This window comes from Tenacibaculum sp. FZY0031, assembly GCF_036350695.1.
Classification (GTDB): domain Bacteria; phylum Bacteroidota; class Bacteroidia; order Flavobacteriales; family Flavobacteriaceae; genus Polaribacter.
Map to the genome: position 1 here is coordinate 319,566 of NZ_JAZDVY010000005.1, position 24,784 is coordinate 344,349.

18 protein-coding genes are annotated in these 24,784 nt (G+C 31.9%); 15 read left to right on the plus strand and 3 right to left on the minus strand.

What is annotated here, in order from left to right:
* Positions 1 to 64: 64 nt before the first annotated feature.
* On the minus strand, positions 65 to 646 hold the full coding sequence (locus tag V1T75_RS09320) for an RNA polymerase sigma factor (protein WP_330488279.1): 582 nt from the start codon (positions 644 to 646) through the stop codon (positions 65 to 67).
* A gap of 320 nt (positions 647 to 966) precedes the next feature.
* Between V1T75_RS09320 and V1T75_RS09325 the strand changes: the two genes are divergently transcribed.
* The 8 genes from V1T75_RS09325 (at position 967) to uvrA (ending at position 12,639) form a co-directional block, all read left to right on the plus strand.
* Positions 967 to 1,461, plus strand: coding sequence for a hypothetical protein (locus tag V1T75_RS09325; RefSeq protein ID WP_330488280.1), 495 nt, complete (start codon positions 967 to 969; stop codon positions 1,459 to 1,461).
* A gap of 23 nt (positions 1,462 to 1,484) precedes the next feature.
* Positions 1,485 to 3,200 carry a tetratricopeptide repeat-containing sensor histidine kinase gene (locus V1T75_RS09330; RefSeq protein WP_330488281.1) on the plus strand — a complete coding sequence of 572 codons (1,716 nt, stop codon included), beginning with the start codon at positions 1,485 to 1,487 and terminating at the stop codon, positions 3,198 to 3,200.
* Positions 3,201 to 3,203: 3 nt separating this feature from the next.
* Positions 3,204 to 3,950, plus strand: a complete 747-nt coding sequence (locus tag V1T75_RS09335) for a LytR/AlgR family response regulator transcription factor (RefSeq protein WP_330488282.1) — start codon at positions 3,204 to 3,206, stop codon at positions 3,948 to 3,950.
* A 265-nt stretch (positions 3,951 to 4,215) separates the two neighbouring features.
* On the plus strand, positions 4,216 to 5,391 hold the full coding sequence (locus V1T75_RS09340; RefSeq protein WP_330488283.1) for a hypothetical protein: 1,176 nt from the start codon (positions 4,216 to 4,218) through the stop codon (positions 5,389 to 5,391).
* A gap of 403 nt (positions 5,392 to 5,794) precedes the next feature.
* The gene (locus V1T75_RS09345) at positions 5,795 to 6,526 is read left to right on the plus strand and encodes a hypothetical protein (RefSeq protein ID WP_330488284.1); all 732 of its coding nucleotides are present in this window, start codon (positions 5,795 to 5,797) and stop codon (positions 6,524 to 6,526) included.
* Between the two features lie 76 nt (positions 6,527 to 6,602).
* Positions 6,603 to 7,682, plus strand: coding sequence for a linear amide C-N hydrolase (locus V1T75_RS09350; RefSeq protein ID WP_330488285.1), 1,080 nt, complete (start codon positions 6,603 to 6,605; stop codon positions 7,680 to 7,682).
* A 237-nt stretch (positions 7,683 to 7,919) separates the two neighbouring features.
* Positions 7,920 to 9,650 carry an FAD-dependent oxidoreductase gene (locus V1T75_RS09355; RefSeq protein ID WP_330488286.1) on the plus strand — a complete coding sequence of 577 codons (1,731 nt, stop codon included), beginning with the start codon at positions 7,920 to 7,922 and terminating at the stop codon, positions 9,648 to 9,650.
* 196 nt (positions 9,651 to 9,846) lie between these two features.
* Positions 9,847 to 12,639 carry an excinuclease ABC subunit UvrA gene (gene uvrA / locus V1T75_RS09360; protein ID WP_330488287.1) on the plus strand — a complete coding sequence of 931 codons (2,793 nt, stop codon included), beginning with the start codon at positions 9,847 to 9,849 and terminating at the stop codon, positions 12,637 to 12,639.
* A 75-nt stretch (positions 12,640 to 12,714) separates the two neighbouring features.
* On the opposite strand, the gene V1T75_RS09365 is transcribed toward uvrA, so the two are convergent.
* Positions 12,715 to 13,347, minus strand: a complete 633-nt coding sequence (locus V1T75_RS09365) for an HmuY family protein (RefSeq protein ID WP_330488288.1) — start codon at positions 13,345 to 13,347, stop codon at positions 12,715 to 12,717.
* A gap of 17 nt (positions 13,348 to 13,364) precedes the next feature.
* Complete coding sequence (locus tag V1T75_RS09370; protein WP_330488289.1) at positions 13,365 to 15,431, minus strand: TonB-dependent receptor plug domain-containing protein; 2,067 nt, start codon at positions 15,429 to 15,431, stop codon at positions 13,365 to 13,367.
* Between the two features lie 95 nt (positions 15,432 to 15,526).
* On the opposite strand from V1T75_RS09370, the gene V1T75_RS09375 reads away from it, so the two are divergent.
* From V1T75_RS09375 to V1T75_RS09405, 7 genes are all read left to right on the plus strand, one after another.
* Positions 15,527 to 16,435 (plus strand): DUF6607 family protein, encoded by a 909-nt coding sequence (locus tag V1T75_RS09375; protein WP_330488290.1) that lies wholly within the window; start codon positions 15,527 to 15,529, stop codon positions 16,433 to 16,435.
* 28 nt (positions 16,436 to 16,463) lie between these two features.
* Positions 16,464 to 18,887, plus strand: coding sequence for a TonB-dependent receptor (locus V1T75_RS09380; protein ID WP_330488291.1), 2,424 nt, complete (start codon positions 16,464 to 16,466; stop codon positions 18,885 to 18,887).
* Between the two features lie 11 nt (positions 18,888 to 18,898).
* The gene (locus V1T75_RS09385) at positions 18,899 to 20,392 is read left to right on the plus strand and encodes an ankyrin repeat domain-containing protein (RefSeq protein WP_330488292.1); all 1,494 of its coding nucleotides are present in this window, start codon (positions 18,899 to 18,901) and stop codon (positions 20,390 to 20,392) included.
* Between the two features lie 67 nt (positions 20,393 to 20,459).
* A complete protein-coding gene (locus tag V1T75_RS09390; protein WP_330488293.1) occupies positions 20,460 to 20,933 on the plus strand; it encodes a DUF2271 domain-containing protein in 474 nt (157 codons plus the stop codon).
* Positions 20,934 to 20,960: 27 nt separating this feature from the next.
* On the plus strand, positions 20,961 to 23,138 hold the full coding sequence (locus V1T75_RS09395) for a PepSY domain-containing protein (RefSeq protein ID WP_330488294.1): 2,178 nt from the start codon (positions 20,961 to 20,963) through the stop codon (positions 23,136 to 23,138).
* Between the two features lie 301 nt (positions 23,139 to 23,439).
* On the plus strand, positions 23,440 to 23,655 hold the full coding sequence (locus V1T75_RS09400; RefSeq protein WP_047789227.1) for a hypothetical protein: 216 nt from the start codon (positions 23,440 to 23,442) through the stop codon (positions 23,653 to 23,655).
* A gap of 32 nt (positions 23,656 to 23,687) precedes the next feature.
* Positions 23,688 to 24,782 (plus strand): hypothetical protein, encoded by a 1,095-nt coding sequence (locus V1T75_RS09405; RefSeq protein ID WP_330488295.1) that lies wholly within the window; start codon positions 23,688 to 23,690, stop codon positions 24,780 to 24,782.
* Positions 24,783 to 24,784: the final 2 nt, after the last annotated feature.

Genomic DNA, 24,784 nt, shown 5'->3' on the forward strand with positions numbered 1-24,784 from the left:
CATATATAATCCCTTATTATTACTTATAATCAATGATTTAACGATGCATTTTTTCAAATATTGTTTAACTGACCAAAATAATTTTATTTTTTTCAATTATTTTTCTCAAATTAATTAAAGCATAACGCATTCTACCTAAAGCTGTATTTATACTAACGCCTGTATTTTCAGATATTTCATTAAAACTCATATCATTATAAATACGCATTTTTAAAACTTCTTTTTGTTCTTCAGGTAATTCTTCAACTAACTCTTTAACATCGTTTAAAATTTGTTCTTTTATTATTTTTCCTTCTGCATTCAAGGTTCCATCACTTAACACAGAGAAAATATCAAACTCATCTGTATTATTAAATGTAGGCATACGATTGTTCTTTCTAAAAAAGTCAATAATTAAATTATGAGCAATACGCATAACCCATGGTAAAAATTTACCTTCTTCATTATAATTTCCTTTTTTCAGCGTTCGTATAACCTTTATAAAGGTGTCTTGAAAAATATCTTCTGTGGTATCTCTATTTTGTACTTTACTATAAATAAAGCTATAAAGTCTTTGCTGGTGGCGTTTAATCAATAATTCTATGGCGTACTCGTTACCATTAATGTAGTTTTTTACTAAAACACTGTCATCTACTATGTTTTGCATAATAATTACTTTTTTAAAAGAGCAACTTATTAGTTCTCTTTTGGTTAGGGGATATTAAGTTATAAAAGTAATTATCTTGCTATAGGCTATTATTTACTGATTAATAATGAGTTACAAATATTAAATTTTTTAAACACAAATACAAATATTATCTTAAAATTTTAATTAAAAATTTATCATTACTCACAAATTACACTTCAATAGTATAAAAAAAATTCAACAAGATTTCTACTATTTTAACCTACAAATTGTTTAAACTTTATTTATATTTATATTTTTTGACACTTTATTAAAGTTTAATTTTTTTCACCCCCGAAACTATGAACCATAATTTAAACTCACCTGAATTAATTATTTATCCTCCAGGAGAAGTAATTTTGGAAATAAAAGAAGAAAATATAGTTCCAGCTGGTAACATTATTTTTGAAAATAATTTTAATCAACCTTTACCATCTGTAGTTGAGGCCACGTTTAATGCTACAAAAACAAGTATTTCTATTAAAGTTTTGTTCTTTATTGACTCAAAAGCAAAATTGACCTGTATAAATGTTAATCAACTTTTTTCTATAAGCAATTTTGGACATCCCAAACTACAACTATTTTTATCTTGCAATGAAGAACAAGCTAGAATTTTAAGTGACAAAGCTACTCCAAATAAATACAAAGCTTACACAGTAGAGTTTTCTACAAACAACACTGAAAATTTTCCTGAGCGCATTAGTTTAAGTGATATTAAAATTATTCAAACCTTTATTTGGAATATAGATCCAAAAACTTCAAGAGGAACAGAAACTACTGTCCAAACAACTGATTAACGTCGCTTATAAAAATTTTATAAATGAAATATCGTAAAGCTCTAACCTTTACTGTGTTGCTCTTTTTATGTACTCTATTTTCTCAAGAAAATAACAAAGTTCCTTTTTCTCTCTTTTTTAAAGAAATTAATAAACTAAAATTAAAAGAAGTCAACTTTACTAAAACCTCTCATTTCTTTTTAAAAAAAGAATGGGATTCTGTTCTTGTTTTTTCTTCTAAAGCTTTATTATTTAACAAACAACAAAATATCAATAACTATATCCATTATATGCGTGGATATAGTTTTATGAAGAAAAAATTGTATACAGAAAGTTTAAAAGAATATGAAAAAGTAAACACTAACTTCCCTTTTTACCATAAAATAATACGGAACTTAGGTGGTATTTCCTTAGAACAACGTAATTATAAAAAAGCTATCCTATATTTTGAGCAATTAAATAATATTACTGATGCTGTTAGTGCGTATGAAAAAAGTTCTGTTATTCATGATACTGGCATAGCTTACTTTCACCTTGAAGATTATAAAAAAGCAACAACTAATTTATTAAAAGCAATTCAACTTCAAGAAAAGAAACAAGATACACTTCTACTAATAGGTTCATATATGGATATTGCCAATGTATACTACGCACAATACAAAGACAATATAGCCATACCATATTTTGAAAAAGCTTATGAATTATCAAATAAAGTTTCTGATTTTGAGATAAAAAGGAAAGCTGCTTTAAATATGTCTGTAGTTGAAGAAAACCGAAAGAACTTTGCCAAGTCTTTAGCATACAGAAAAGAATTCGAAAAGTGGAAAGATTCACTTACCAATCAACAAAAAATATGGTCGGTTGCTCAATTTGAAAAAAAGCTAGCTATTAGTCAAAAGCAAAAAGAAATTGACTTATTGGCTTCTCAAAATAAATTAAAAGAGAGTCAGAGAAACAACTTATTAATTTCATCTTTTCTTCTACTTTTTCTACTAATTATCAGCGTTTACTTTTATATCCAAAAAAACAAAAACCATCAAATAATTACACGTCAAAAAGAAGAATTAAATCTTTTAAATAAGACAAAAGACAAATTGTTTTCTATTGTGAGTCATGACTTACGCTCTTCTGTAGATTTAATAAAAAGAACCAATATCAATCTTTTAAAAAAAATCGATTCTTTAAAAGATTCTCTTTTAAGTAATATTGTTCTTTCTAATATCACTACCGCTAATACTACTTACAACCTTCTTGAAAACTTGCTAAACTGGGCTACATTACAAACAAAGCAATTGTATTTTCATCAAGAATCTGTCGACTTACATTCTATTATAAAACAAGTAGAATATAATTTCATTCCTCTTTTTAAAAGTAAAAATATCTCATTTCAAAATCAAATTCCTACAGCTACTTTTATTTTTGCTGACATTGATTCTCTAAAAATAATCATTAGAAATTTATTAGACAATGCTGTTAAATTTTCTCATAATAACGGAATAATATCAGTACATTCAAAAGACGTGGATGATCTTATTCAATTTACTCTTAAAGATAATGGTATTGGAATGAATAAAACAATAGTAAATAACCTCCTCAAAGAAACTTCTTTACTAAACAAAAAAAGGAATCAACAAGAAATTGGCACTGGGTTAGGCATACAATTATGCAAAACGTTAGCTCAAAAAAATAACGCTACATTCACTATTAAAAGTACTGAAGGTAAAGGAACTCAAGTATTGTTACGTTTTAAAAAACCATAATAAATGGAGAAAATAAACATTTTAATTATTGAAGACGATCAAGAAATTGCTTCTGAATTAAACACTATGTTAACCCTAAAAGAATTTAATGTAGTAGGAGTTGCTAATACATACAGAGACGCTATTTCTCTATTTTACAAATTAGCGGTAGATTTAGTAATTATTGATATTTTTTTAGGAGAAAACCCTGAAGGAATTACTTTTGCTGAAACCATATCTACAGTCCCCAATTCTTTGAAGCCTTTTGTATTTTTAACCTCTTCTAAAGATCGACAAATTTTTGAACGTGCCAAACTCACCAAGCCTTTTCGCTTTTTACTAAAACCTTTTAATGAATTAGAACTACTTTACAGCATTGAAATGGCTATCGAAAAATTTTACAATCAGTCTAATGTTTACGCTAGTAATGATCAAGATACAGTAATAAGTAATCAGTATTTATTCATTAAAAAAAGAGGTGTTTTAAAAAAAGTAGATATTGCTACCATTATTTATATTGAAGTAGAAAACAGGTATTGTAACATTGTTACTGAACAAGAAAAGTTTGTAATTCAAATATCTTTGAATAAGATTAACCACTACCTTGATGATAAACTTTTTAAACAAGTTCATCGAAAATACATTGTAAACACAGAGGCTATTGAAGAAATAACTACCTCAAAAAACTCTTTACTTCTAAAAAACCAACATCTTGTATATTACAGTGATAAATACAAAGACCTTATCAATAATTTTTCCATTTTAAAATAACCACCATTCTTACTGTTTCTAAAAAACATAATACTCTTTTCTACTTCTTTCTATCCCTTTTTATTCTCTATTCACTACATAAAATTACTCTACCATAACATTTACCTTACTTACAAGCCTTTTAACAAGTAGTTTTATATCAGATAACAAAAAATAGCGCTATCAAATGTTTTCTACAATACTCAAGTAGAGTTCAGAGACTACTATAAAAACGAGGCGTCACCCCGAAAAGCCTTATGAGTAAGGAAATTAAAAATATAAAATTATGTCTACTTTAATATCTGAAAATTTAGAATCAGAGGTAAATAAAAACGTAGCAAACGGACACTCATGGGTGTTTAGTTTATTCATTAACAATACAACAGATCGAGATTTTAAAGTTAAGCAGAAAGAATTATTCGTTGGTCGTTGGTATACAGATGGAAAAGACAACAAAAAACCTGTTACGATTCCTGCTGGTCAAAATATTCAAGTTTTCGGTGTTCGTGCATCAGATGGTACATGGACAGGTTATGAAGCAGAGTGTACATGGATAGATGAGGCTCCAAGTGGTGAGAAATCTTATGGAACTATACATTTACGAGTTAATGTTCCTTACTCGTCGAACAATGAGTCAGAGCTCACAGTAAGTGCATTGTTAGATCAAGAAGGATGGGAAAAAATACCTAAAAAAGGACATTCATTTTCTCGATCAATTACAATATCAATGATTGGTGATAAAATCGTTGCAAGTGATCAAAACAACTTTGTCGAAATTAGAGATGAAGAATATGAAAATTGTCTGATGCAAGAAATCAATAATAATGATTTGATGAATAATTGGGATGTATTGCAAAAACTCTCAGTACAAGAGCCTTTTGACCCAAATCAGTACATCCCTAAGACGGTAGAATACCCTCCTAAACAACGTTTTGTTGCACGAAGCGAGACCATGAATATCCCTAAAACTGAATGGAGTGGTATTAGTGACCCAATTTATCATTCTCATTATTCACAAAACGAATTAATCGAGGAATATTTTGCAGTAGCAGCATACTCAATTAATTCAAATGCTCGCGAATATCAATCAATCCCTAAGGGAGTAGACGTCACAAAAGTCAGCTCCATTGAAGTGGGATGTTCAATAAAGTATACCCTTGAAAAAAATCAAAGTATCAAAGAAACTCTGACGGGTAGTTATGCCAATAAAAAAGTTGGAATGGAAATTAAAAACCAGCTCGAAAGTCAATTTTCTCAACGAGATGTATTTGAAAAGTCAACATCTCGAATAGAACAAAGGACCCAAACCATACACATTGGTGCTGCCGATGATGATCGTACATTTGTTCCTTGGGTATTTTCTCAGACTATTCTTTTATATAGAAAACCCAAAAATAAACCTGTTAGCTTAGTTGGAATAGCAGAATGGACAGACCTTGTTCTATATAAAACATACAGTTAGTTATTTTGTAAATGAAAGGTAGATGTAGCAAGTAATGATTTGATGCTTAGAATAGTTTTGCATCAATACTACTCATAATAAACAAAAAAGTTTTCGAGTAGTTTTGAAAAGCCACCATTTTTGATATAAAAATGGTGGCTTTTACGTAGTTTTAAAGCTTGTGAAGATACCCTTTTCTACATCTTTCTATACCTATCTATTCTCTATTCACTACATAAAATTACTCTCCCACAACATTTACCTTATTTACAAGCCTTTTAACAAGTAGTTTTATATCAGAAAACAAAAAATAGCGCTATCAGATGTTTTCTACAATACTCAAGTAGAGTTCAGAGACTACTATAAAAACGAGGCGTCACCCCGAAAAGCCATATGAGTAGGCATTCTATTAAACCAAATTAAAATGGAAACTTTATTAACCAATCAAAATGAAACTTTAAAATTGAGTTCTTCTTCCGAAGTATTATTTAATGTAACTGACGACCAATTTTCTAAAATTATCACGATACAAACAGATCCAGAAAACCCAAGATCTTTAAACATTAAGTACAACACAGCTATTACATGTACTTTAAATACTAGAAAAGCTTTTTCATATACTATTGCTATTTATACTGGCTTAGACTCTCCTGTAAACAAAACCCCTGAGGAAACTTTTAAGATAGAACCATCATCTTTAAGCAATGGTAACGTTAAAATTACTAGTAATAAATTTAACTTCATGTCGGGTCAATTTATTATTGGGCTTTCTGTAAGTACACCTGCAAACACTAAAAAAACATTATGTAGTTTTAGTAAACTGATCTCAGGAAAACAAGGAGCTACTTTTTACGAGTCTTTACAAGTATTGAGCATTAACGCAACGAATCAAGGGTTTGAAATTGAAGTACAATCTAACGCATTGCCCGGAGTAAACCCTCAAAATAACAGGGATAGTATATTTTTATTTAAGAACAATCCTGTTGATGAGCAAATTAAAGGAACAAGAGTAATAGACTCTTCTAGTTTAGCTACCACTATTATCACTACTGATAGCTTAGTAGAGGGAGATCAATACGCTATCGGTTATTTCTGTGGAAATCTACTTGGAGCATGTTCAGCAAGACAGTTTTTCATCATAAACAATATTGGATAGACCCTACGTAGTAACACCACTAAATATACTTCTAGTGGTGTTCTACAATTATTTCTAACCTAAAAAAACGACAACCATGTGTACCAGAATATTTAACAATTTCAATAAAGATAATAACTTCTTAACTACTGCTAGAAATATGGATTGGGCAGAGCAAATGCCAACGACCATATTTGCTTTTAGAGTAACTCCAGACGAGGAAATGATTAAGTGCGGAACTGCAATACAAGATGAACATTCACTATTATGGGAAGCGCAATACAGTAGCATCGTAACAATGGTGGGTACCGAAGCTCCTTTTGGCGCATCTGACGGTATCAACTCTCAAGGGCTTGTAGCCAATTTATTATACGATAGTGGTGCTTCTTATTGCAGAGAAGATGGAAGCTCTTGTAAAAATTTAGATGTTTTAAGATGGGTTCAATTTGTACTGGATACCTGTTGTTCAGTTTCTGAAGTAATTGCTAAGTTTAACAAAGAAGCTGAAACTCAAATTCAGTTAATTGGAGGAGAAGTTCCTGGTTCTAATAAAAAAGCTTCTTTGCATCTTGCTGTTTCTGACCTTCATGGTAAGTCTGCCATTATTGAAGTTCATCATGGAAATTACATCATTTACGAAAATCCTGAATTTAGAGTAATGACTAACGAACCTTCTTATGCCAAACAAATTGAACTAAATCAATTTTGGCGTTGGCAATGGAATGATAAAAATAACTTTCCTAGTAATACACTTCCTGGTGGTCCTTTTCCTTCTGATAGGTTTGCCAGAGCTTCGTATTATTTAAATCATTTATACAACTCTACTAGTAATTATGATTCTTTAACTCAATCTAAATCAGTTGTTATGAATGCATCTGTGCCTGTTAACTTCAAATCTGACAATCTTCAATTTCCTAATATAGCCCAAACTTTATGGACAAGTGTTGCCTCTCACAATGATCTTACCTACTATTTTTGTAATGCAAGAACCATGGGAGAAATTTATATGGATTTGAATAAAATGAATGATTTTCCTAGTGCCGTTTCTAAACTTATTGTGGTTTCTGAAAACGATAAACATGAATTTATAAACCATGAACTATACGGATGTCAAAACGAAAATTTCACAAAAACTGTTGATCCATTTGCTATGACAGCTGCACTAGTGGATAAATAAACTCTTTTAAAACTTTATATTAAACAGTTGTAATTTTTACAACTGTTTTTGTAACAGTAAAAACACTTAATTGAATTTATTTTTGGTAGAAGCTCTTCCTTATTTAAACAAACTCATTTTCCGCTTATACCCTTTTTCAATTACTTAAATCAACTATTTAATCATTTAAAGAACTCTTTTTTAAATACACATAGGTGCTAATTATTTTTGAGTTTTAATCCTTAAACTACCATATCTATGAAAACTAATATTCAAGAAGAAATTAATACGCTACTTAGAGAAAACATTGACAACTTTTTAAAAGAAATCCAAAAGTCGTTACCTTCAAATGTAACAGTATCTACAAACTGGGGAAATCTAGATAATGTTTACGAACATTATAAAAACAGCCATATTTTCAATAGAAGACTGCAATTCAATCCCTTTGTGATTGTTTATTGCGAAAGCCCTGAAGATGTACAAAATACATTCAAAGCTGCAAAGAACAACAAGCTCCCTTTCAAAGTCAGAGCTGGAGGTCATGATCACGAAGGCGAATGTACTGGAACTAATATTGTGTTAATCGATGTTTCTAAAATGAACTATCCCGAACACGATAATGAAAAAATTTATATTGAAAAAATTGACGGAGAAAAAATTGCACATATTCGTCCAGGTATTCGTTTTAAAGACCTAACTTCAAAACTCGCTGACCAAGATGTAATGATTCCTCATGGTACTTGTGCTACTGTGGGTATTGCTGGCTTCACCATGGGTGGTGGCTGGGGACCATGGACTCGTAAATATGGCATGTGCTGTGAACGTTTAGTCGGCGCTACCGTTTTGTTAGGAAATGGAGAATTTGCAGAGCTCAATGAAAAAAATGGTAAGATTCCTGATTTACTTTGGGCATTAAGAGGTGGTGGTGGTATGAGTTACGGAATTGTAACCGAGCTTAGAATTAAAACTTTTGAGCTACCTAAAATATTACATCGCTTCAACGTCGTTTGGAACCCGTATTCCGATTTAAATCCAGATAAAGTTGAAGAAAATGTTCCTGCTCTTGAAGTACTACAAAAATGGGAGGAAATTATTCAACCTAACAACTCACCCCAACTTATTGGAACTAACTTAAAAGTGAGTGCAAGGTCGTGGGATGAAAACACTCCTATTCCTTATAAAACTATCTATCTTAATTGTCAGTTTAATGGGTATTGGGAAGGAGATGAAATAAGCTTGAGAGAGTTTATAAAAGATACCTTTAAAGATGTACTTGCCGTTACAGATACTATGTTAACTATTGAACCTGCCACAGGTGCAGATTTTGAACATAAAAGCAACTATGGTGACCACCTTATGAGTTCATGGGATAGGGAGTCTTTTAATGAAATTAAATTATCCATGCTCCCTCCTAAGTTATTAATGGGCACACCGTTACAACCAGATTTAGATCTACCTGCACCACATAAAATAACTTCAAGACTTGTTGATAAAAAAGGTTTAGGAGAAGAGGGACATCAAAAACTAATTGAAAGCCTGTGTTCTCCTCTATTAAATGAGCATAACAGAAAAAATACTATTACATCTTATATTACCTTAGGAGCTATTACAGGTGAATTTTACAAAAAACATCCTGAGACCAATAGTGCTTTTCCCTACAATGACAAACAATATACCATACAATACCAATGCTGGTGGGAGGCCTTAGATACAAATATGGATCCAGCAATTAAAAAGTATATTGAAGAAAAAATAAAAAACTTCCAAGACAATACTTTATATGATTACACCAATAGAGCGCTGGACTGGATTGAAGTATGTAGAGATTTTGATATCCCAAATACCTCTGGCGCATTTATAAGCTTTAAGGATAGTTCTATTCCTACTAAAACATATTTTGCCCAAAACTACAATAAACTTATTAGGATTAAAAAACAATACTCGAAAGATCCTTATAATCATTTCAGAACAAGAAAAACAATAATATAAATCTACTTCTCCCCCTTCTTAATGAAGGGGATTTTTTTTGACTATTTTCGAAAAAACAACAAATAGACCCCTTATTTTCTAAACATTCTATATTTAATTTAAGTTTTGTAAAAAGAAAAGTCCTTGATATTTACATTAAGGTTATAATGTAGAGTTAATAGAAAATCGTACTTTTATAGCTTATTTTTTCGAGTATATGAAGACTGATATTTCAACTGTGAATCCAAAAGAAAATATTATCATAAAAGGAGCTAAACTGCACAATTTAAAAAACATTGATGTCGTTATTCCTCGTAATAAATTAGTAGTTATTACTGGACTTTCTGGTTCTGGTAAGTCTTCTTTGGCTTTTGATACTTTGTATGCTGAAGGACAACGCCGTTATGTAGAAAGTTTAAGTTCGTATGCACGTCAGTTTTTAGGTAAGTTACACAAACCTAAAGTAGACTATATCAAAGGAATTGCTCCTGCTATTGCTATTGAGCAAAAGGTTAACGCTACTAATCCACGTTCTACCGTTGGTACCTCAACAGAGATATACGATTATATTAAATTATTATTTGCACGTATTGGTAAAACCTTCTCTCCTATTTCTGGGAATGAAGTAAAAAAACACACGGTTTCTGATGTTATCAATCATGTAAAAACTTTTGAGGAACGCACGAAGTTATTATTACTTGCTCCTATACACATAAATAAAGACAGAGATATAAAAACTGTTTTACAAGTACTAACACAGCAAGGATATGCTCGTTTAAAATATCAAGATACCGTATATAGGATTGATGAATTTCCTATAAAAGATTTTAAAGGGAATGAATTACAATTAGTTGTTGATAGAATTGTTGTAAAACACGAAGAAGATTTTTACAACCGTTTAGGAGATGCCATTCAAACAGCTTTTTTTGAAGGAAAAGGAATTTGTCTTATTGAAAACTTATCTGATAATAGCACTACCGAATTTAGTAATAATTTTGAATTAGACGGAATTTCGTTTCTGGAACCAAACACGCATTTATTTAGTTTTAACAATCCTTACGGAGCTTGCCCTACTTGTGAAGGTTACGGAAATGTGATTGGTATTGATGAAGATTTAGTAATTCCAAATACTGGACTTTCTATCTACGAAAATGCTATTTTCCCTTTTAAAACAGATAGTTACAAGAAATATAAGAACGATTTAATTCTAAATGCTGAAGAATTCGGAATTTCTATTCACAAGCCATGGTTCGAACTTACAGATGAACAAACAAACTTGGTTTGGAATGGAACTAAAAAATTCAAAGGAATTAATCATCTATTCAAAAAACTAGAAGAGAAAAGTTACAAAATTCAAAACCGTGTAATGCTTTCTCGTTACCGCGGAAAAACAAAATGTACTGAATGTAATGGAAAACGTTTGCGTAAAGAGGCCAACTACGTTCAAGTTTATGGTAAAACTATTGATAAATTAGTAACCTTACCTTTAGATGAATTAGCGATGTTTTTCAATAATATTGAATTAAACAAATACGAAGAAAAAATTGGTAAACGCTTGCTTACCGAAATTAATAATCGCTTACAATTTTTAACAAATGTTGGTTTAAACTATCTAACGTTAAACAGAACATCTAACACACTATCTGGTGGAGAAAGTCAACGAATCAATTTAGCTACTTCACTAGGAAGTTCGTTAGTAGGTTCTATGTATATTTTAGATGAGCCTAGTATTGGTTTACACCCAAAAGATACAGAAAGACTCATTGGTGTATTAAAAAATCTACGTGATTTAGGCAATACCGTAATTGTAGTTGAGCATGATGAAGACATTATGAAAGAGGCTGATTATATTATTGATATTGGTCCAGAAGCAGGAACTTATGGTGGAAATGTGGTTGCCGAAGGAACTTTTAAAGATATTTTACAATCTGAGTCACTAACCGCCAAATATCTTTCCGAAGAATTAAAAATTGAAATCCCTACTAATAGAAGAACATCAAAAAATTCTATAGACATTATTGGGGCTCGTGAAAATAACTTAAAAAACATTGATGTTTCTTTTCCGCTTAACAACTTAACCGTCATTACAGGAGTTTCTGGTAGTGGTAAAAGTACCTTGGTTAAGAAAATACTGTATCCTGCCATGCAAAAGAAACTAGTCGGATATGGTGAAAAACTAGGGCAACACACGGATGTTACTGGGAGTTTTGATTCACTAAAGCACGTAGAATTTATCGATCAAAATCCAATTGGTCGTTCTTCTCGTTCTAACCCTGTAACCTATATAAAAGCGTATGATGATATTCGTAAGTTACTTTCATCTCAAAAACTATCTAAAATAAGAAACTACCAACCCAAGCATTTTTCTTTTAATGTAGACGGTGGCCGTTGTGAAGTTTGTAAAGGTGAAGGAGAAGTTACTATTGAAATGCAGTTTATGGCCGATGTACATTTAGAGTGTGAAACCTGTGGTGGTAAACGCTTTAAAAAAGAAGTACTGGAAGTAACTTTTGAGGGAAAATCGATTGATGATATTTTGAATATGACAATTGATGATGCCGTTGCTTTTTTTACAGAACACAAACAAACCAAAATAGCCCGAAAATTAAAGCCTTTACATGATGTTGGACTAGGTTATGTACAATTAGGCCAGTCATCTTCTACCCTTTCTGGAGGTGAAGCACAGCGTATAAAACTAGCTTCGTTTTTAGTAAAAGGAAATACCAAAGACAAAGCTTTGTTTATTTTTGATGAACCAACTACTGGATTGCATTTTCATGATATTAAAAAATTATTAGCTTCTTTTAATGCGCTAATTGAGCGAGGACACTCAATTATTGTCATTGAACACAATATTGAATTGATTAAATGCGCTGATTATATTATTGATCTTGGTTTGGAAGGTGGAAAAAAAGGCGGAAACTTAATCTTTGCAGGTACCCCTGAGGAATTAGCTAAAGACAAAAAATCATATACATCGAAGTACTTAAAAGAAAAATTACATTTTTAAGAGAAAAGCCACCCAACCTCTCGGTCGGACAGCCTTTCACAACAAAAATTAACAAAATTTAATAACTAAAGATTACTAAAATTTCGTGTCTCCAATATTTGGATTGTATACGTAATTAAAGGTATAATACTGTGCTCCTGAATTAGCTGGATTAGAAGAATTACTGCTATCCATATCCTTATAATAACTTAAAATCTCTATCTTAGCATAAGTTCCGTCTGTAGTTTTTACCACAATAATTTTTCCTGCTACTGGACTAATTTTATGTTGTGGTGGTCCAGAATATGTATACCAAGTTCCCTTTGGCAATGCCAAACTACCTTCTTTATCTTGCACAAAATTAAAATCGTTAGTAACAGAAGTTATTTCAGAGAAAACTCCATCTACAACCACTAACGCTGCATTACCTGTTCTATCTGGCTCGCCTGAAATTCCAGTTTTCTCACCTCCATTTACAAGAATAGTAGTCCCTCTAAAGGCAATATCCCAATTATTCCCAGTTACTACCTCTCCTGTTTTAAAACTAAACTTTACAAACTCTCCTGATACTAAAGGTGGACTTACCGAATAATCGCTAGTTTCTTTAGCATGTAAATTTTCTACTTTTTTTACTACCACATCCTCTAAAACAACATCGTCATTATCACTACATGAAACAGCTACAAAAGCTAACATAGTTATTGCTAAAATTGATTTTAAAACTCTCATTTTGTATTGATTTTATATTAAAAATTAAATTGAATTCTTCCGTAATAAGTGCTACCCAAACGCAACACACTATCGTTATTTGTAAAACTTTGTTTATTTTCTAGTCCTCTTTCATTAAAAAGATTGTCTACACCAACTTGAACATTCATTAACTTGAAAAACGTTTTATCTACCGCTATACTTACTTGAGTATTGGCAGAAACAAAATCATCAAATTCGTCTATAATCCCCTGACTATCATTGGTATCAAACAAAGCATACTTGCTTCGATACACCGCCCGAATATTTGCCGAAAAATCATATTGATAATTCTCGTAGAATACCTTTAGATTTCCCATATGCCTTGACCTATTGGGTAATCCATAGTAGTTAGACAATGTCATTCTTTGGGCAGATGAAGTGGGGGTTTTCCTAAAGAAAACAGTCCCAGATTTCACTTTTTTTTCTTGACCTTTATCTCCAGTATCTAAAAGCTGATAGCCTCCTAAAACCCTAAAATTGTTATTTACTTTATACCGCATATCTACTTCAACACCTTGCGTATATACTTCATCAATATTTCGGTATGAAAACGTTCTTGTTCCTAGCGGTAAGTTTAATTTAGAAGCATCTAATTGTGTGTCAAAAGTATCTATCAAATCTTTGATATCATTTCTAAACAAATTGATATTTAGTTTCAAATTTGATATCGGCTGTACTTGAAACCCGAAGTTATATCCAATAGAACTTTCTGCCTTTAATTCTTTTTCTATCATTTGTACCTCCGACAAATTTCCATACAAGTCGTGTAAAGTTTGTGTACCCAATACAATATATCCACTTGCTGTATTCTTAAAATTGAAATATAATTGGCGAAAATCAGGTGCCTTAAATCCATAACCTACAGAGCCCTTAGCCATTAACCAATTAGTTATTTTATAGCTAGAAGATACTTTAGGAGTAAATGCTGATTTGTACCGATTACTATCTTCAAACCTCGCTCCTACAACTACATTTAAATTGTTAACCGGATTGAAATCAAACTGACCAAAAACATAAGGAGTATTGAACTTTTTCACCCCATTAAACTCCGTTCTTTCTAAACTTTCTAAGTTGGCTCCAGTCCCCAAAATTAAAGTCCCAATACTGAAGGTGTTTTTGGATTTAATTTCAGGTCTTAAAAGTGTTTGGTCGTAATTTGTTCGTTCCTCATTAAAAATACTTTCTGCGTTGTACTTAGTGACGTAAAAAGTATAATCTACATTCCATTTATTGGTTAGGTCGTGAGACAGTTTTACTGTAGCATTCCAGTCTTTTTGTTTGTTTTCTTCAGAATTATCTCCTTGTATTTGAGAAAAGTATCGTTGAGAAATTGTTCCCCGTAGCTTATCAGAAAAATCATACATGACTTTTAAATTTCCTGTAAAACTTTGATGCGGTGCTGTTGTTTTTGAAGCCGTTTCTGGCGATAAGTCAAACCCTTCACTAGAATTCAAATTGCCTCCAGCTACAATCCCTAATTTTCTCTTTTTCCAAACAACGTTTGTGTTTATATCCAGTTCATTTTTTGCTCCTCCTCTTGCAAAATAACTCACCGAACCTTTTAACTGCTCGCGCTTTGGTTTCTCTGTAATTATATTAATAACACCCCCAATTGCTTCAGAACCATATAACGAAGAAGAAGGTCCTTTTACAATTTCTATTTGTTTTATATTGTTTACTGTTAACCTGTTTAAGTCTATATTTCCTGAAGTTCTTCCAACAATTGGTACTCCATCTAATAAGATTAACGTATAATCGGCTGCAACTCCTTGCAACTGTACTCCTTCAGAATTTCCAAAGTCTGTTACTATGGTGATTCCAGTTTGTTCTAATAAAATGTCTCTCAGCCTAACCGACCCTGATTTTTGTATTTGTTCCTTCGTGATTAAGATAACTGGCATTGGAATCGACGACAATTGACGCGATGTTCTAGTAGCGGTTACAATTACCTCATTTAAATCATAGCTAGCCGTTGTTTTTTTCTCACTATGAGATTTTTCTTGAGAATACCCCACGAAATTTAACAATATAAAACTTAGCAACATGCTTTTATTTAGAAACATTCTTAATAATTTTTCTGCAAATATATTCTTTATTTTTAATCAATCTAAATAAAATTTATATTTTTGTAGAAAAATAAAATCAAACAAAACTCACGATGAAAAAAATATTATTAGGTAGTTTATTAATACTATCTGCACTTACAGTCAATGCCCAAAACAAAAAGAAAAAGGACAGAGAAGCAATAAAAAAAATGTGTGGCTGCTATGAAGTCACCTTCAACTTTGCTGAAACTTTTAACAACAGTAAAGACTCTCTTTACAAGCCTTCAAAAACAAAAACCGACAAAGCTTTAGAATGGGCTGAATTAATTACTGACGAAAACAACCAAATTTCAATTCAACATTTATTACAAGTAGGAAATCCATCTAACCCACATATTGTGAAGCATTGGAGACAAGATTGGTTGTATGAAAACACTGATTTTTATATGTATAATGGTGATAACAATTGGTTATTCCAAACCAAACCAAAATCAGAAGTTAAAAAACAATGGACTCAAAAGGTATACCAAGTAGATGATAGTCCACGATATGAAGGTACTGCTACTTGGGTTCATGTAGATGGTAAAAGCTATTGGGAAAACACTACAGATGCTCCATTACCAAGAAGAGAGTACACAAAAAGAAGCGATTATAATGTAACTGAAAGAGGTAATCGTCATGAAATTACAAACTACGGTTGGTTACACGATCAAGATAACAGAAAAATTATAAGAAAATCAGGTAAAGAAGATGTTATTGTTGCACACGAAAAGGGCTATAACACTTACGTAAAAGTAGCTGATAGCAAATGTAAAGCTGCACAAGATTGGTGGAAAACTCACACAAACAAGTGGCTATTAGTAAGAAATAAATGGGCAGAAGTTTATGGTAGAAATGCACACCTATCGTTAGAGCAAAAAGTAGATAACAAACCTTTATACAAGCATTTGTTTTCTGAAAAAACTTCGAATGAAGAACAAATTGATAACGCAATAGAATCTTTTGTAAAAAAAGTAAACTAAAAAATTAAACCTCTCAAATAAAAAAGAAATGAGAATTATAGTATCTCTACTACTAATATGTAGTTGTATCCAAACAATATACAGTCAAGCAACTATACAGGGTGTTGTAAAATCAGAAAGTAATGAAGCCATCCCTTTTGCAAATGTTTTTATCAAAGGAAGTAAAATAGGTACTGAAACTACTGAAAATGGTCGCTTTATACTTAAAGAAGTACCCCTTTCAAACTATAAACTTGTGGTTAGTGCTGTAGGTTTTATTCAATCATCACAAAAAATTGCGATTACAGGAGATGTAAACAACTTAATTATTATCTTAAAATCAGACACTCAATTAGATGAAATTGAACTTTTTGGTGCAAGAGATAAAAGAGCTGAAAAACTAGAAACACTTACCAGATTACCTTTAGCTCCTAACGAACAATTACAAAGTATATCGGTATTATCACACAAACTAATCGATCAGCAAAATGCTTTAACTCTTAGTGATGTTACTAAAAACGTAGCTGGAGTTTATACGTTTGCTACTTACGGAAACACTAAAGAAAGTATGTCCTTAAGAGGCTTTAGGGGTATTCCACTATTAAAAAATGGGGTTCGTATTAACTCAGATTTTAGAGGAACGGGAATGATTACCGACATGGCTGGTGTTGATAACATTCAAGTACTAAAGGGAATTTCAGCTATTAGCCAAGGTTTAGGTGGTGATTTAGGTTCTGCGGGAGGAGTTATCAACGTTGTTACTAAAACTCCTAAATTTTATACGGGGGGTGAAGTAAGCTTTCGAGCAGGAAGCTTTGGTAAATTACGTCCTACTTTTGATGTTTACGGACCAATTGACACGGATAAAAAACATGCTTTTAGAATAGCTGGTTCTTATGATAAAGCCGACAGTTATAGAGACCATGTAGGTTCTGAACGTTTTTATGTAAACCCTTCTTATGCTTGGAGACCTAATGACAAAACAACTATTACTTTGGAAATGGATTATATGCATGACAGTAGAACTCCAGATCAAGGAACTCTTAATTTAGGCACCTACGATGTAAATAACATTTACAAGCTTCCTAACAACAATTTTATGGGATTTGACTCAGACAATGTTACTACAAAAAACCTAACCTATGCTATTAGAGTTGACAGAGAGTTAACCGATAAGTTAAGTATAAAAGCAGGGTATTTTGTTTCTGATTTAGATATTGATACTGAAACCTCATACGCTTTTCAAGGGAGCTCAAGAAACGGATTGAGTGTTCTACCCGACTCTCAACGTTACAGAGAATATAGTGCCTCAGGTAGAAAAGATAACAACAGTGTATTACAATTAGATTTGGTAGGTAAAGATGTGAAAACAGGATTTTTAAAACATACTTTCCAAATTGGAGCTGATTTTCGAACTTCAGAATTTGATAATTTAAGATACATAACAAACTATAATTCTGGGAACAATTATGTAGATATAATAGATGTTTTACAACCTATAAATAATACTCTTCCTAACGGAATTAGTGTTAGCAGAAACGCAAGTGCAGATACAGGATCGAGAACAGAAGCTTACGGAATTACCGTTCAAGATAAAATTAGCTTAACCAATTGGGCAGATGTTTTCTTAGGATTACGCTACACCTCTATGAAGAGAACCAAAGGTAATTTTATAGGAAGTCCATTAGGAACATCTAAAAGTGATGACGCCTTTAACCCTCTTGTAGGTTTTAATCTGAAACCAAATGAAAATATCATTGTTTTTGGTTCATACGCTAGTAGCTCAGACCCTAGAACTTCTTTTTATATGGATGTTGACGGTAACGAGTTAGGTACAGAGCGTTGGGATCAAATTGAAACAGGTATCAAATCTACCTGGTTAAACAACGCTTTACGCTTTAATATTACTACATTTTTTACTTCAAGTAAAAACTTAAACCTACCAGTATATGATAACGCGGGTAACAACTTAGGTTATTATACTCAAGGGGGTGACGATGTTAGAAATGGTGTAGAAATTGAATTAGTTGGTCGTATCCTTCCTAATTTAGAAATCATTGGTGGATATTCATATTTAAATGCTAAATACAAAGATCATGTATCTTATTATTACAACTCTCGCCCAATGAACACACCAAAGCATACAGCTAACTTGTGGGCACGTTATGCTTTTCAAAAATCATTAGATGGTTTATCAATTGGCGCAGGAGCTTATTATTTAGGAGAACGACCTCATAATGTATGGTCTAGAAACTACACACATACAGGTGTAGTTCCTGGGGTGAAACCTTTCGACCTAAAAGCATATACTACAGTTAATGTACAAGCCTCTTACAAATTCAATGAAAAATTAAGTATAGATGTATTTGGAAATAATATCTTTGGCGAAATAGGCTACAACGCTTATCGTACAAGCTATATTAATAGAGTTGAGCCTGCCAATTTTGGCTCTACACTACGCTATAAATTCTAAAAATTAAAAACATGAAAAAACAACATATAACACTTGCTCTTGTCCTTCTTATAAGTGCAATGCAAGCACAAACAAAAAACATCTTTTTTGAAAGATCCTTTTGGCAAACCAACCCTACAATAAAGACTGTTGAGCAGAAAATAAAAAAGGGCAACGACGTTACTGCTTTAAATCCGAATGGATTTGATGCTGTTACTTATGCTATTCTTGCAAGCGCACCTAATAAAACGATCAAGCATTTACTTACCAAAAAAGGAAATGATGTTAATAAGATTACCCACGATAAAAGAACTTATGTGTTTTGGGCTGCTTATAAAAACAATGTTGAAATAATGAAGTATTTAATAGCCAACAATGCTCGTATGGACTTAAAAGATTCTCATCAATTATCTCCTCTAACTTTTGCAGCCAATGCAGGACAAACTAATAAAGAAATTTATGAGCTTTGCATTCAAAACGGAATTGATATCAAAACAGACGTTGACGAACACGGGGCGAATGCTTTGCTATTAGTTTTACCCAGTTTAAAAGACCTCTCTTTTGTTGAATATCTTTCTTCTAAAGGCTTGGACATACACAGTGTTGATAGCGATGGAAATGGCGCTTTTAACTATGTTGCTAAAAAAGGAAATAAAGAAGTATTAGAACTTCTTATAAAAAAAGGATTACCTTATAAAAACCTAAATAAAAAAGGAGGAAATGCTATGTTATTAGCTACACAGGGGTCTCGAAGCGGTTACAATTCTTTAGCCTTTTTTAACTATTTAGAGAGTTTAGGGATCAATCCAAACATTACTAATAGCAATGGAAAAACACCGCTACATAATTTAGCTCGTGGGAACAAAGATTCGAATACCTTTAATTATTTTCTTGACAAAGGTGTAAATGCCAATCAAGTTGATGAGAACGGAAACACTCCTTTAAGTATTGCTGCTAGCAGAAACTCTTTAGAAATTGTTCAGTTATTATTAAGAAAAACCAAGAATGTTAATCACACTAATAAGAAAGGGCATTCAGCACTTACATCTGCAGTTGAATACAACTCAGAGGCAGTGGTAGATTATTTAATAGAAAACGAGGCTGATATTGACGTAAAAGATAATAAAGGAAACTCTTTAGCTTATTATTTAATCAAAAGTTATCATCCAAAAAAAGTGAACGATTTTACAGAAAAAATGAATCTTTTGGCCAATAACGGATTAAACTTAATACAACTTCAAGCCAATAAAAATACGTTATTCCATATAGCAATAGAAAAAAACAACATCGATTTACTTAAAAAAATCAACACGTTAAAAATTGATGTAAATGCAAAAAACAACGAGGGCTTAACTCCATTACATGTAGCCGCTATGCAAGCAAACAATACGAATGTAATTAAGTATTTATTAAGTATTGGAGCTAACAAATCAATTACTACTGATTTTGATGAAACGGTACACGACCTAGCTAAGGAAAATGAAATCTTAGCCAAAAAAAATATAGATATTAACTTTTTAAAATAAACTTAATCTACCAAATCGTGCGTAAATACAATTACACGCGATTTGGTATGGAACTAAACCGATAAAAATGAAAAAAATCATAGCTCTTTTTATTACTGTATTCTCAATAATGGCTTTTAACACAACAGATAGCACTACCTACAAATGTATGATTCAAATGAAAAATTATACTGGTGAAGGTGCTTACATTGCTATTTCATTATTAAACCCTAATGGAGAATACGAAAAAACATTATACGTTCAAGGTGATGATGAAGAATGGTATTCTGACATTACTGAATGGTGGAAATTTCAAGGAAAAGTTCGTACAGATATTGACGCTATCACAGGAGCGACCATTAGCGGAGGTAATCGAGCTATTACCGTTTTAAAAATTGACAACGATAAAATTGATAAAGGGTATAAAATTAGATTTGAATCGGCTGTAGAAGATCAAGAATACTACAAAAATGATGTAGAATTTGAATTAACTACCGAAAACCTTAAAGGGAAGTTTGAAGGAAATGGATTTATTCGTTACATCCGTTTAATGCCTCAGTAATTTTATCAATAGAAATAGCTAACAAAAATGACCACTTCTATATGGAGATATAGCCACTTAACCTTGGCTATATCTTCTTTCCTTTTCGTTCTCGTTGCTGCTGTTACAGGTATTGTTTTATCTTTTGAACCTATCTCAAAACAGCTTTCAGACTACAGTATTTCTAACACTGAAGAAATTACACTTGCTCAAACAATTTCTGCCCTACAAAAACAGTACGATGAAATAATTTCAATCACCGTTGATGAGAATGATTTTGTAAGTGCTTCTGTAGTTACCAAAGAAGGAAAAAGTGATACATTTTACATACATCCAATCACAGGAGAAAAATTAGGTGATATCGAGAAAAAGAACCCTATTTTTCAGTTTGCTACTAGCTTACACAGGTCTTTATTTTTAAAGTCTACAGGAAGATTTATCGTCGGTTTTATGTCTTTTTTACTCTGCTTAATTGCAGTAACAGGTTTCATTTTAATCGCCAAACGACAAGGCGGTTTCAAACAACTTTTCTCTAAGGTTATAAAAGAAAATTTTGAACAGTATTACCACATTATTGTTGGTCGTTACACGCTTATCCCAATAATAATCATTACGCTAACAGGAGTGTATTTATCGTTAGATAAATTTTCGGTTTTACCTACAGATAAAATAAAGCATTCTTTTGATTTTTCTTCTACTTTTCCCAACCAAAAAATAACCGTTGTTGAATTCCCTACATTTACAAACACCACCTTAAATAAGGTAAAAAGTATTGAGTTCCCTTTTTCTGAAGACGAAGAAGATTACTTTTTTGCGAAACTAAATGATAGTGAAGTACTAATTCATCAATATACAGGAACTATAATTAGTAAAGAAAACCTTTCGTTAACCAGTATACTTTTAAACTGGAGTTTGTTATTGCACACAGGAAACGGAACAATTATTTGGTCAGTTGTATTACTACTTTCTTCAATATCTATCCTGTTTTTTATCTATTCAGGGTTTGCAATGACCTTCAAAAGAATACAAAAAAGTTCCCTCCCTAAAAATAAAATTAAGAAAGACAATGCTGAAGTTATCATATTAGTAGGTTCGGAAACCAACAACACCTACCCTTTTGCTTCCTCTCTATACAACGCATTCATAAAAAAAGACACCCCTGTTTTTATTGACATTTTAAACAATTATACTTCGTATAAAAATGCAAAACATCTAATTGTATTAACTTCAACTTACGGAGAAGGGGAAGCTCCTTCTAACGCTTCTAAATTCTTACAACTAATTCAACAAACGACTATTCAAAACCCAGTGAACTATTCAATAGTTGGCTTTGGTTCAAGAGCATACCCTCATTTTTGTCAGTTTGCTATTGATATAGAAAATATACTAGAACAACTTCCAAAGTTTAAGACTCTTTTACCTGTTTATAAAATCAATAATCAATCCTTTCAAGATTTTAAAACTTGGGGACACCAATGGAGTGAAAAAACTGAAATTAATTTTGAATTGATACAAGAAATTAAAAAGCCTAAAAAACAACAAACTTTTACAACCCTTTCTAAAACTGAAGTAAACAACGACGACTCTTTTTTAATCTGTTTACACCCCACTAGAAAACTTCGTTTTAACTCTGGTGATTTACTTTCTATCACTCCTAAAGAAGACAATATTGAACGCTTGTACTCTATTGGAAAAATAGGTAATGACATCATACTAAGTATTAAAAAACATGATCTTGGAGTGTGCTCTAACCTACTTTATCAGTTAAAACAAAACGAGCCACTTAAAGCAAGCATTAAACAGAATAAAGCTTTCTATTTTCCTAAGAAAAAGAAAGAAGTAGTGCTAATTGCTAACGGAACAGGTATCGCTCCTTTTTTAGGAATGCTGCAACATAAAAAAGGCACAAAAGCACATTTGTTTTGGGGAGGAAGAACAAAAGAATCATTAAAAATGTACGCCCCTTTGTTAAAAAACATAGAACAAAGCAACATTCACATTGCCTATTCTCAAGAAAAAGAGAAAGAATATGTGCAAGATTTGTTACTAAAAGAAGAAACTACAATTTCTACTGTTTTACAAAATGGAGGTACTATTATGATTTGCGGTTCTATTAAAATGCTGAAAGGTGTTGAAAAGGTATTAGAGCAAATAACTTCAAATAAACTAAACACATCCTTAAACCACTTCAAAAAGACCAATCAAATTAAAACGGACTGTTATTAAAGGCAGTTGGCAGTTGGCAGTTGGCGGTTGGCGATTGGCGGCTGGCGGTTGGCGGCTGGCGGTTGGCGGTTGGCGGTTGGCGGTTGGCGGTTGGCGGTTGGCGGTTGGCGGTTGGCGGTTGGCGGTTGGCGGTTGGCTAAAACTATGTATTTCCTAACTCCAAACCAACTTTCTTACTTAGCTATCAATTACCGGCTACTGACCAAAAACAACGAATTCTAATTTATCTACTACGAATTCTAATTTTCTCCAAATCTACCTGTACTTCTGTGGTAATTTTGATCATATAAAAACAACAATTATGTGGTCAAACAACAATTATTCATCAGTATTAAAAATGTATTTAGAAAAATACACTAGCTTAAAATTACAAATAAACACAAGCGGATTAATCGCTTCTGTTGAAAAACAAGAAAACGGTCAGTGGATTAACGACCGAAACCTTCCTAACATCTTAAACAAACTATCAACTAGTATAAATTTAGGAAAGGATGTAACTATCATTTTACAACAATAACAGTAACTATATTAACCTTAAAACAAAAAACTATGAAACAAAACATTTTAAAAGTAGGTACAGTAATGGGATTACTACTACTAATCGGGGCATTCTCAAATTGTAATAACACAAAAAGTGACAACAAAAACAAAGAACTGGGAAACATTGCTACTACAGAGAAAACTATTGAAAAACCTGTAGTGGAATACAGAAAACCTATAGTATTTATTACTGGAGACGACAAAAGTAATAGTCATTTTTACGATAGTGCACGAGTTTATTTCAAGGAAAAAAACTACGAGATAATCAACGGAAAATATTCAGTAGAAGAAATTATTACTTGGATGAACAACAACGCTACGAAAAATCCTTACGGAGAAGTTCATATTGTAAACAACAATAACCCTTTTAGAGCAATGAACTTAGAAACCGTAATTAATGGAGAGAAAGTAACTGCTGAAGCTTTGCAAAAAACAATAACTAGAGGTTCATTGCCTTCAGTAAAAAGTGAAGCTATCACAGATGATACCAAAATTATTTTTCACACCAATCAATTGGCTGAAAACACTGATTTAGTAAACACATTAAAGAGTGCTTTTATAACTGAGCACAAAATTCCGCAAGTAGTGGTATCACCCTACTACAATGTTTTTGGAGGAGCGTTTTCTAATCATTATTTAGCTCAACCCTACTATGTATTTTATCCAACTGCAAATTCTCCTGGTAAAGTAGATTTATCAAAAGAAATTGCTAAAAAATACCCTGAAGAAAAAGAAATTTCTTGGTATGATGCTTTAAATAACGAAAGAGAACGTTATGTAGGAGAACCTTATACAATTCATTATACAATTCCTGTAAACCTAGAATTAGATTACCATAATTCTGATAATGACATCCCTCACTTTGTAATGCAAGAAGAAATAATGGACTTCATTGCTAGTGAAAAAGGATTAATGAAAGAAGTTGAAAAGACAAATATTCCTGTAGAGAAATTTAGATGGACTTATACTGTAAAAGGCAGTCAATTAATTATCAAAGGAAAAGCTTCTGCTCTTTGTGTTTTAAAACCATTAACAAAACCTTACGGAGAATTAGAGCATGTAAAACCAGATACCAATAACAAACGTTTATACGCTATGAAATAACT